At 70.8% G+C, this 10,808-nt stretch carries 6 protein-coding genes; 5 read left to right on the forward strand and 1 reads right to left on the reverse strand.

What is annotated here, in order from left to right; translation table 11 throughout:
• Positions 1-17 precede the first annotated feature (17 nt).
• From ACZ4VF_RS36490 to ACZ4VF_RS36500, 3 genes are all read left to right on the forward strand, one after another.
• A complete protein-coding gene (locus ACZ4VF_RS36490; RefSeq protein WP_467931437.1) occupies positions 18-2,057 on the forward strand; it encodes a M4 family metallopeptidase in 2,040 nt (679 codons plus the stop codon).
• A 240-nt stretch (positions 2,058-2,297) separates the two neighbouring features.
• The gene (locus tag ACZ4VF_RS36495) at positions 2,298-3,938 is read left to right on the forward strand and encodes a M4 family metallopeptidase (protein ID WP_467931439.1); all 1,641 of its coding nucleotides are present in this window, start codon (positions 2,298-2,300) and stop codon (positions 3,936-3,938) included.
• Positions 3,939-4,007: 69 nt separating this feature from the next.
• The gene (locus ACZ4VF_RS36500; protein WP_467931440.1) at positions 4,008-4,529 is read left to right on the forward strand and encodes a DUF1990 domain-containing protein; all 522 of its coding nucleotides are present in this window, start codon (positions 4,008-4,010) and stop codon (positions 4,527-4,529) included.
• A gap of 270 nt (positions 4,530-4,799) precedes the next feature.
• Here ACZ4VF_RS36500 and ACZ4VF_RS36505 read toward each other — a convergent pair whose 3' ends face one another.
• The gene (locus tag ACZ4VF_RS36505; protein WP_467931442.1) at positions 4,800-7,418 is read right to left on the reverse strand and encodes a glycosyltransferase family 1 protein; all 2,619 of its coding nucleotides are present in this window, start codon (positions 7,416-7,418) and stop codon (positions 4,800-4,802) included.
• 331 nt (positions 7,419-7,749) lie between these two features.
• Here ACZ4VF_RS36505 and ACZ4VF_RS36510 point away from each other — a divergent pair, with 331 nt between their 5' ends.
• Both ACZ4VF_RS36510 and ACZ4VF_RS36515 read left to right on the forward strand, forming a co-directional pair.
• On the forward strand, positions 7,750-9,888 hold the full coding sequence (locus ACZ4VF_RS36510) for an alpha-1,4-glucan--maltose-1-phosphate maltosyltransferase (RefSeq protein WP_467931443.1): 2,139 nt from the start codon (positions 7,750-7,752) through the stop codon (positions 9,886-9,888).
• Positions 9,885-10,808, forward strand: a 924-nt coding sequence (locus ACZ4VF_RS36515) for an alpha-amylase family glycosyl hydrolase (protein ID WP_467931444.1), incomplete at its 3' end; no start/stop codon positions are given. The genes ACZ4VF_RS36510 and ACZ4VF_RS36515, both read left to right, overlap by 4 nt.

The following is a 10,808-nucleotide window of genomic DNA, read 5'->3' on the forward strand; positions in this document are numbered from 1 at the left end:
CGCAGAAGGAGTCAGTGTTGAGAACCCACCTCTCTCGCGGACGCACCTCCCACACCCCGCACCGCCGCACCGCCGCCGTCGCCCTCACCGGTGTCGCCGCCCTGATCGCCGTCGCCGTCCAGTCCGGCACGGCCGGCGCCGCACCGGCGCAGCCGCGGCCCGGCAAGGCCGATCCGGCCCACGCCGCGGTCCGGCTCACCCCCTCGCAGCGCGCCGAGCTGATCCGCGACGCCGACGCCGGCAAGGCCGCCGCGGCCCGGGGGATCGGCCTCGGAGCGAAGGAGAAGCTCGTCGTCAAGGACGTCGTCAAGGACGGCGACGGCACCCTGCACACCCGGTACGAGCGGACGTACGCGGGCCTGCCCGTGCTCGGCGGCGACCTGGTCGTGACCACGGCGAGGTCGGGCAAGACGATGGAGGTCGTCCGGGCCACGAACGCCACGCTCAAGGTCGCCGGGCTCACCCCGTCGGTGTCGAAGGCCGCCGCCGGGAAACAGGCCGTGCAGCGGGCGAAGGCCCTCGGCGCGACCCGGCCGGCCGCGGACAGCGTCCGCAAGGTGATCTGGGCGGCCACCGGCAAGCCCGTGCTGGCGTACGAGACGGTGGTCGGCGGGCTCCAGGACGACGGCACCCCGAACCAGCTGCACGTCGTCACCGACGCGGCCACCGGCAAGAAGCTCTACGAGTACCAGGGCGTCAAGAACGGCATAGGCAACACCCAGTACAGCGGGCAGGTCACACTGACCACGACCCAGTCGGGCTCGAACTACACGCTCACCGACGGGGCGCGCGGCGGCCACAAGACGTACAACCTCAACAGGGGCACCTCCGGCACCGGCACCCTGTTCTCGCAGACCAGCGACACCTGGGGCAACGGGACCACCTCGAACGCGGCGACCGCGGGCGCCGACGCCCACTACGGCGCCGCGCTCACCTGGGACTTCTACAAGTCCGTCTTCGGCCGCAGCGGCATCAAGAACAACGGCGTCGGCGCCTACTCCCGCGTGCACTACGGCAACGCGTACGTGAACGCGTTCTGGGACGACGGCTGCTTCTGCATGACCTACGGCGACGGCTCCGGCAACACCAAGCCGCTCACCTCGATCGACGTCGCCGGCCACGAGATGAGCCACGGCGTCACCTCGTCCACCGCGAACCTCAACTACTCGGGTGAGTCCGGCGGCCTGAACGAGGCCACCAGCGACATCATGGCCGCCGGCGTGGAGTTCTACGCCAACAACGCCAAGGACCCCGGCGACTACCTGGTCGGCGAGAAGATCGACATCAACGGCAACGGCACCCCGCTGCGTTACATGGACAAGCCCAGCAAGGACGGCGCGTCCAAGGACAACTGGTACTCCGGCATCGGCGGCGTGGACGTGCACTACTCGTCCGGCCCGGCGAACCACTTCTTCTACCTGCTGAGCGAGGGCAGCGGCGCCAAGGTCGTCAACGGCGTCAGCTACAACTCGCCGACGGCGGACGGACTTCCGGTCACCGGCATCGGCCGGGACAAGGCGCTGCAGATCTGGTACCGGGCGCTGACCACCAAGTGGACGTCCACCACCAACTACGCGGGCGCCCGCACCGGCACCCTGGCCGCGGCCGGCGAGCTGTACGGCACCTCCAGCGCCGAGTACAAGTCGGTGCAGGACGCCTGGGCCGGCGTCGGGGTCGGCTCGCGCTCCGGCGGCGGGGGCGGCGGCGGTACGTCCTACGAGAGCACCACGCCGGTGGCGGTGCCGGACAACGGGCCCGCCGTCACCTCCGACATCACCGTCTCCGGCCGCACCGGGAACGCGCCGGGCAACCTCCAGGTGAGCGTCGACATCACCCACACCTGGCGGGGTGACCTGGTGATCGACCTCGTCGGCCCGTCGGGCACCGCCTACCGGCTGAAGAACTTCAGCTCCTCGGACTCGGCGGACGACGTGAACGAGACCTACACGGTCAACGCCTCGGCCGAACCGGCCAACGGCACGTGGAAACTGCGGGTGCAGGATCAAGCCACCTACGACACCGGAACGATCAACGGCTGGAAGCTGACCTTCCCGTAAACCGCAAGCCACGGGCCCGGAATCACGGCGCTGTCCGAGGGTCGAGCACCCTCGGGCGGCGTCCGTTCATCTCGCTGAAACGTTCACCCATTCATCGACTTTCAGCCAACATCACTTCAGGGTCCTGACATGTACGCGGCGCTGATGTCACTCTCTCTCCACCCGCCGCAGAACCTCACCACCCCACACAGCCGGCCAGTAACCCCACGCTGACCGGACTCCCCACCCGAAGGAGCTTCTGTGAGCCCCCTCTACGCGCGTCGTCACCGCACGACTCTGGCCATCGCCACCGCCGTCGCGGCCGGAGCCCTGCTCGCCACCGGTGTGACCACCAGCGCCTCCGCCCAGCCGACGGCCAAGGCTCTCGCAGCGGCCCCGACCCAGCTGTCCGCGGCCGCCCGCACCACACTGCTCCAGCACGCCCAGGCCGACGCGGCCGGCACCGCGCACGCGATAGGCCTCGGCGCCAAGGAGAAGCTCGTCGTCAAGGACGTCGTCAAGGACACCGACGGCACCCTGCACACCCGCTACGAGCGCACCTACGCCGGCCTGCCGGTGCTCGGCGGCGACCTGATCGTCCACACCGCCAAGTCCGGCAAGACGCAGGGCGTCACCAAGGCCGCCAAGTCGGCCATCAGAGTCTCCTCGCTCAAGCCGCAGATCACCGCCGCCAAGGCCGAGAAGCAGGCGGTGTCCGCCGCCAAGACGCTGGGCTCCGCCAAGACCGCCGCGGACGGCGCCCGCAAGGTCATCTGGGCCGGCTCCGGCAAGCCCGTCCTCGCCTACGAGACCGTCGTCGGCGGCCTCCAGGACGACGGCACCCCGAACCAGCTGCACGTCATCACCGACGCGGCCACCGGCAAGAAGCTCTACGAGTACCAGGGCATCGAGAACGCGACCGGCAAGACGCTGTACTCCGGCACGGTCACCCTCAACTCCGTGCAGTCGGGCTCGACCTACCAGCTCACGGACACCGCGCGGGGCAACCACAAGACGTACAACCTGGCCCGCAAGACGTCCGGCACCGGCACCCTGGTGGCCAGCTCCACCAACGTCTTCGGCACCGGCACCGCCTCCACCTCCTCCTCCGACCAGACGGCGGCCGCGGACGCCGCCTACGGCGCGGCGGAGACCTGGGACTTCTACAAGAGCACGTTCGGCCGCAGCGGCATCAAGAACAACGGTGTCGGCGCCTACTCCCGCGTCCACTACGGCAACGCCTACGTGAACGCGTTCTGGGACGACAGCTGCTTCTGCATGACCTACGGCGACGGCTCCGGCAACGCCGACCCGCTGACCTCGCTGGACGTCGCCGGCCACGAGATGAGCCACGGCGTCACCTCGAACACCGCGGGCCTCAACTACTCGGGTGAGTCCGGCGGCCTGAACGAGGCCACCAGCGACATCTTCGGCACCGGCGTGGAGTTCTTCGCGAACAACGCGTCCGACCCCGGTGACTACCTCATCGGCGAGAAGATCGACATCAACGGCGACGGCACCCCGCTGCGCTACATGGACAAGCCCAGCAAGGACGGCGGCTCGGCGGACTACTGGTCCTCCTCCGTCGGCACCAAGGACGTCCACTACTCGTCCGGCGTCGCGAACCACTTCTTCTACCTCCTCTCGGAGGGCAGCGGTTCGAAGACGATCAACGGCGTGACGTACAACTCGCCCACGTACAACGGCTCCACGGTCACCGGCATCGGCCGCGCCAAGGCGCTGCAGATCTGGTACAAGGCGCTGACCACGTACATGACCTCGACGACCAACTACAAGGCCGCCCGCACGGCGACCCTGAACGCGGCGTCCGCCCTGTACGGCTCCACCAGCACCGAGTACAAGGCCGTCGCGGCCGCCTGGTCGGCGGTCAACGTCGCCTAGCGTCACCGGCTCGTCGAGGGCGGCACCCGGGGAAGGACTCCCCCGGGTGCCGCCCTACCCTTGTGACCCATGTCCTCGGCCCCCTTCACGTACGAGCCGGTAGGCGCGACCCGCGACGACCTGTCGTACTGCCCGCCCGGCTTCCACCCCCTGCTCGTCCGCACCCGCCTCGGCGAGGGCCGGCCGGTCTTCCAGCGCGCGGCCGAGGCCGTCATGACCTGGCAGATGCACCGCGAACTGGGGGTGGGCATCGACGCCACCGCCGACCGCGCGGCCCCCGGCGTCGACGTCACCGTCACCCTGGCCGGCCTCGTCAAGGCCCCCTGCCGCGTCATCTGGACCACCGAAGAACCCCGCCGCGCCGGCTGGGCCTACGGCACCCTCCAAGGCCACCCGGAATGCGGCGAGGAGGCCTTCGTGGTCGACCGCACCGGCGACGGCACCGTCTGGCTGACGGTGGCGGCGTTCAGCAGGGGCGCCAAGTGGTACGCCCGGGCGGGAGGCCCGGCCACGCGGGGGCTGCAGCACGCGTACGCGCGCAGGTGCGGGACGGTGCTGAGGAGGCTGTGCGCGGAGGCGCCGGAGGCGTGACGCCGCCGCTGACACCGGAGCAGGCGGAACGCGTCGCGACGGAGTACATCCACCGGCTGACCGCCGACTGGGACACGGAGATCGCCATGTTCCCGGACAGCCGGTGCAAGGCACGGAAGGGACCCGTTCGACGCGCGATAGCGGCCGGCGGGGCACCGGCGGTGCGGGGTCCGGTGCCACCGCGGATCCGGGCCGTCCGGAACGCCCCGCCTCACCCCGGCCCGGGACGTGCGGGGCCCTGCCGGCCCGGATCCGCCGCTCGTCAGCCGCTCACCGCATCAACACTCCCGCCCCCTCCACCACCTCCTCCGAAGGCACCGCCACCAGTCCCAGCTCCGCGCCGGACGCCAGCAGGCGGTGTGCGGGCAGGATGCGGACCGTGTAGCCGTACGGGCCGGTGCGGTCCAGGGAGAGCGGGCCCTCGTAGACCAGGCGGCCCTCCAGGTCGGGGGCGCCCGTCGGCTTCAGGGGGACCGCCGTCGCGTCCGTGATGCGGTCCTCCGCGTCCACCCGGCCCGACACCGCCTGCACCTCCACGTCGTCCGGGGTCAGGTCGCCCAGGTCGACGCGCACCCGGAGCCCCACCGTCGTGCCCAGTTCCGCCGTCGCCGTGGTCTCCGTCGTCTCCACGTGGTCCACGCTCACTCCCGACCAGGCCGACCGCACCCGGGTCTTCCACTCGGCCAGGTCCCGGGCGGTGTCCGGGGTCAGGGCGCGGTGGGCCTCGGCGGCGGGGGCGTAGAGGCGGTCGACGTACTCGCGGACCATGCGGCCGGCCAGGACCTTCGGACCCAGCAGGGACAGCGTCTGGCGGACCATCGCGATCCAGCGGTCCGGCAGGCCGGCCCGGCCGCGTTCGTAGAAGCGGGGCGCCACCCGCTGCTCCAGGAGGTCGTAGAGCGCCGCCGCCTCGATGTCGTCGCGGCGGTCCGGGTCGGTGCACGGCCCGTCCGCCGTGGGGATGGCCCAGCCGAAGTCCGGCTGGAACCACTCGTCCCACCACCCGTCCAGGACGGAGAGGTTCAGGCAGCCGTTCAGGGCCGCCTTCATGCCCGACGTGCCGCAGGCCTCCAGGGGGCGGAGGGGGTTGTTCAGCCAGACGTCGCAGCCGGGGTAGAGCTTCTGCGCCATCGCCATGCCGTAGTCGGGGAGGAAGACGACGCGGTGGCGGACCCGGGGGTCGTCGGCGAAGCGGACCAGTTCCTGGACCAGGCGCTTGCCCCCGTCGTCCGCGGGGTGCGCCTTGCCCGCCACCACGATCTGGATCGGGTGGTCCGGGTGCAGGAGCAGGTCCGTCAGGCGGTCCCGGTCCCGGAGCATCAGGGTGAGGCGTTTGTAGGAGGGGACCCTGCGCGCGAAGCCGATCGTCAGGACGTCCGGGTCCAGGACTCCGTCGATCCAGCCCAGTTCGGCGTCCCCCGCGCCGCGTTGGCGCCAGGAGGCGCGCAGCCGCTCCCTCACCTCCTGCACCAGCTGTTCGCGCAGGGTGCGGCGCAGTTCCCAGAGCTCCTGGTCGTCGATCTCCGCGACCGAGTCCCAGCGCTCGGAGCCGCCGACGGTCAGCGCGTCCTCGGCCCGTTCGGTGCCGAGCCGGCGGGCACCGAGGCGCAGGACCTCCGGGGCCACCCAGGTCGGGGCGTGCACCCCGTTGGTCACGGAGGTGATCGGCACCTCCTCGGGGTCGAATCCCGGCCACAGGCCCGCGAACATCTCCCGGCTGACCTGGCCGTGCAGGAGCGAGACGCCGTTCGCGCGCTGGGCGAGGCGGAGACCCATCACTGCCATGTTGAACAGGTTGGGCTCGCCGCCGGGGTACGTCTCCCTGCCCAGCGCCAGGATCCGCTGCACGTCGATGCCGGGGAGTTCGGCGTCCGGGCCGAAGTGCCGGCCGACCAGCTCCCGGTCGAAGCGGTCGATGCCGGCCGGGACGGGGGTGTGGGTGGTGAACACCGTGCCGCCGCGCACCGCCTCCAGGGAGGAGTCGAAGTCGAGCCCCGCCGCGCAGAGTTCGGCGATGCGTTCCAGGCCCAGGAAGCCGGCGTGGCCCTCGTTGGTGTGGAACACCTCCGGCCGCGGGTGGCCGGTGAGGCGGCAGTACGTCCGTACCGCCCGGACACCTCCTATGCCGAGCAGCATCTCCTGGAGCAGCCGGTGCTCGCTGCCGCCGCCGTAGAGCCGGTCGGTCACCCCGCGTTCGCCGAAGTCGTTCTCCTCCACGTCCGAGTCCAGGAGCAGCAGGGGCACCCTGCCCACCTGCGCCAGCCAGATCCGGGCGCGCAGCGCCGTGCCGCCGGGCAGGGCGAGGGAGACCTGTGCCGGGGTGCCGTCGGCCTCCTTCAGCTGGGTGAGCGGCAGTTCGTGCGGGTCGAGCACCGGGTAGTGCTCCTGCTGCCAGCCGTCCCGGGAAAGGGTCTGCCGGAAGTACCCGTGCCGGTAGAGGAGCCCGACGCCGATCAGGGGTACGCCGAGGTCGCTGGCCGCCTTCAGGTGGTCGCCGGCGAGGATGCCCAGGCCGCCGGAGTACTGCGGGAGCGCGGCCGTGATGCCGAACTCCGGGGAGAAGTAGGCGACGGCGGCGGGCAGGCCGTCCGACTGGGTCTGGTACCAGCGGTCGCCGGTCAGATAGTCGTCCAGGTCGTCGGCGGCGGCGGTGAGGCGGCGCAGGAACCGCCGGTCCGCGGCCAGTTCGGCCAGCCGGTCCGGCCGCACACTGCCCAGCAGCCGTACGGGGTCGCCGCCGGCCGAGGCCCAGACCTCGGGGTCGACGGACCGGAAGAGGTCGCGCGTTTCCGCATGCCAGGACCAGCGCAGGTTGCGCGCCAGGTCGCTCAGCGGCCGGAGGGGGTCGGGGAGAACGGGACGGACGGTGAACCGACGGATCGCCTTCACATTCCACCTCGGGACGCGTTACGGGGGGAGACGTACGGCGTCGTACGTCTCGTCGTCGTCTTCGACGGTAGTGGTTACCGCGCGGTCGGTGGGGACGTACCGGCCGGGGTGTCGGGGCGTCAAGAAGCGGTCGTGGGGCACCCGGAGGGGAGAGACCGGTCTTGTGCGTAGACATACGCGTGAGTAGTTAACAAAGTGCCGGATTGCCCACCCGAACCGGGTGGGAAGGCTCCTCCGGTACCAGCCCCACCCATGCACCACAGCACCACCGCAGGACCCACCTCCCCATATCCATCCGCCCACACCCACGTTGAAGCGGACAGGAGCGGTCATGCCCGCCAAGCACCCATCGTCAGCACCCCCGACAAGCAACAGGACCAAGGCAGCAGGGAAGAAGAAGACCACACCGCCGGCGACCACGACGACGGGGAGGACCGCGGTGACGCCCCCCGACGTGACGCCCTCCGACGCGACACGCCCCGGCGCGGCCACCACTCTCGGCCGCATCCCCGTGCTGGACGTGCGCCCCGTCGTCCAGCACGGCCGCCGGCCCGCCAAGGCCGTGACCGGGGAGTCCTTCGAGGTGTCGGCCACCGTGTTCCGGGAAGGCCACGACGCCGTCGCGGCGAACGTGGTGCTCCGGGACCCGGCGGGCCGCGCCGGGCCCTGGACGCCGATGCGGGAACTCGCCCCGGGCACCGACCGCTGGGGCGCCACCGTCACCGCCGGCGAGCCGGGCCGCTGGACCTTCACGGTGGAGGCCTGGTCGGACCCGATCGGCACCTGGCGGCACACCGCCCGGATCAAGATCCCGGCCGGGATCGACACCGGCCTGGTACTGGCGGAGGGCGCGGAGCTGTACGAGCGGGCCGCCGCCGGGGTCCCGGAGGCCGAGCGGCGGCCCGTGCTGGACGCGGCGGCGGCGCTGCGCGACGAGAGCCGGCCGGCCGCCTGGCGGCTCGCGGCGGCGCTGGACCCCGAGGTGGAGGCGTTGCTGGCCCGTCATCCGCTGCGGGAGCTGGTGACCGCGTCGGATCCGATGCCGTTGCTGGTGGAGCGCGAGCGTGCCCTGTACGGCTCGTGGTACGAGTTCTTCCCGCGGTCGGAGGGGACGGCCGAGCGGCCGCACGGCACGTTCCGTACCGCCGCCCGCCGGCTGGAGGCGATCGCGGGGATGGGCTTCGACGTCGTCTACCTGCCGCCCGTCCACCCCATCGGCACGACGTTCCGCAAGGGCCCCAACAACACGCTCACCGCCGGTCCGGACGACGTGGGCGTGCCCTGGGCGATCGGTTCCCCGGAGGGCGGCCACGACGCCGTCCACCCGGACCTGGGCACGATCGAGGACTTCGACTTCTTCGTCGCCGAGGCGGGGCGGCTGGGGCTGGAGGTCGCCCTGGACTTCGCCCTGCAGTGCTCCCCCGACCACCCCTGGGTGCACAAGCACCCCGAGTGGTTCCGCCACCGCCCGGACGGGAGCATCGCCTACGCCGAGAACCCGCCCAAGAAGTACCAGGACATCTACCCCGTCGCCTTCGACGCCGACATGGACGGCCTGGTCACGGAGACCGTCCGGATCCTGCGGCACTGGATGGCGCACGGGGTGCGGATCTTCCGGGTCGACAACCCCCACACCAAGCCGGTGGTGTTCTGGGAGCGGGTCATCGGGGAGGTCAACCGCAAGGACCCGGACGTGATCTTCCTGGCCGAGGCGTTCACCCGGCCCGCGATGATGCACACCCTGGCCCAGATCGGTTTCCAGCAGTCGTACACGTACTTCACCTGGCGCAACGACAAGCAGGAGCTGACGGAGTACCTGACCGAGCTGTCGGGTGAGGCGGCGGCCTGGATGCGGCCCAACTTCTTCGCCAACACCCCCGACATCCTGCACGCCTACCTCCAGCACGGCGGGCGGCCCGCCTTCGAGGTGCGGGCCGTGCTCGCCGCCACCCTCTCCCCCGCCTGGGGCATCTACAGCGGCTACGAGCTGTGCGAGAACACCCCGCTCCGGGAGGGCAGCGAGGAGTACCTCGACTCGGAGAAGTACCAGCTCCGCCCGCGTGACTGGGCGGCCGCCGAACGGGAGGGGCGGACCATCGCCCCGCTCATCACCCGGCTCAACGACGTCCGGCGGCGCAGTCCCGCCCTCCGTCAGCTGCGCGACCTGCACTTCCACCACGCCGACAAGGAAGCGGTGATCGCCTACTCGAAGCGGAGCGGGTCGAACACGGTTCTGGTGGTGGCCAACCTGGACCCGCACAGCACCCAGGAGGCCACGGTCTCGTTGGACATGCCGCAACTCGGCCTGGACTGGCACGAGTCCGTGCCGGTGCGCGATGAGCTGACCGGCGAGACCTACTACTGGGGCAGGGCCAACTATGTGCGCCTCGAACCGGGTCATAGGCCCGCGCATGTCTTCACCGTCCTGCGACCGTCCACCCCGCAGATCGGAGGGTCACCCACCATATGATCGTCAACGAGCCCGTTCCGGACACCTTCGAGGACACTCCCGCGGGGGACCGGGACCCGGATTGGTTCAAACGTGCCGTCTTCTACGAGGTGCTGGTCCGCTCCTTCCAGGACAGCAACGGCGACGGCGTCGGCGACCTGAAGGGCCTGACCGCCAAGCTCGACTATCTGCAGTGGCTCGGCGTGGACTGCCTGTGGCTGCCGCCGTTCTTCAAGTCACCGCTCAGGGACGGCGGTTACGACGTCTCCGACTACACCGCCGTCCTGCCGGAGTTCGGTGACCTCGCCGACTTCGTGGAGTTCGTGGACGCCGCACACCAGCGCGGCATGCGCGTCATCATCGACTTCGTCATGAACCACACCAGTGACCAGCACCCGTGGTTCCAGGAGTCGAGGCGGGACCCGGACGGTCCGTACGGGGACTACTACGTCTGGGCCGACGACGACAAGCAGTTCCAGGACGCCCGGATCATCTTCGTCGACACCGAGGCCTCCAACTGGACGTACGACCCGGTACGCAAGCAGTACTACTGGCACCGCTTCTTCTCGCACCAGCCGGATCTGAACTACGAGAACCCGGCCGTGCAGGAGGAGATGATCTCCGCGCTGAAGTTCTGGCTGGATCTCGGCATCGACGGGTTCCGGCTGGACGCGGTGCCGTACCTGTACCAGCAGGAGGGCACCAACTGCGAGAACCTGCCGGCGACCCACGAGTTCCTGAAGCGGGTGCGCAAGGAGATCGACGCCCAGTACCCCGACAAGGTGCTCCTCGCCGAGGCCAACCAGTGGCCCGAGGACGTCGTCGACTACTTCGGCGACTTCCGCACCGGCGGCGACGAGTGCCACATGGCGTTCCACTTCCCGGTGATGCCGCGCATCTTCATGGCCGTCCGGCGGGAATCCCGCTACCCGGTCTCGGAG

Source organism: Streptomyces sp. NPDC029151 (assembly GCF_055564315.1).

What these genes read in the sequence shown, in the direction of transcription:
- ACZ4VF_RS36500 (WP_467931440.1), top strand. Translation starts at nt 4,008, where the DNA reads ATGTCCTCGGCCCCCTTCACGTACGAGCCGGTAGGCGCGACCCGCGAC.
- ACZ4VF_RS36510 (WP_467931443.1), top strand. Translation starts at nt 7,750, where the DNA reads ATGCCCGCCAAGCACCCATCGTCAGCACCCCCGACAAGCAACAGGACC.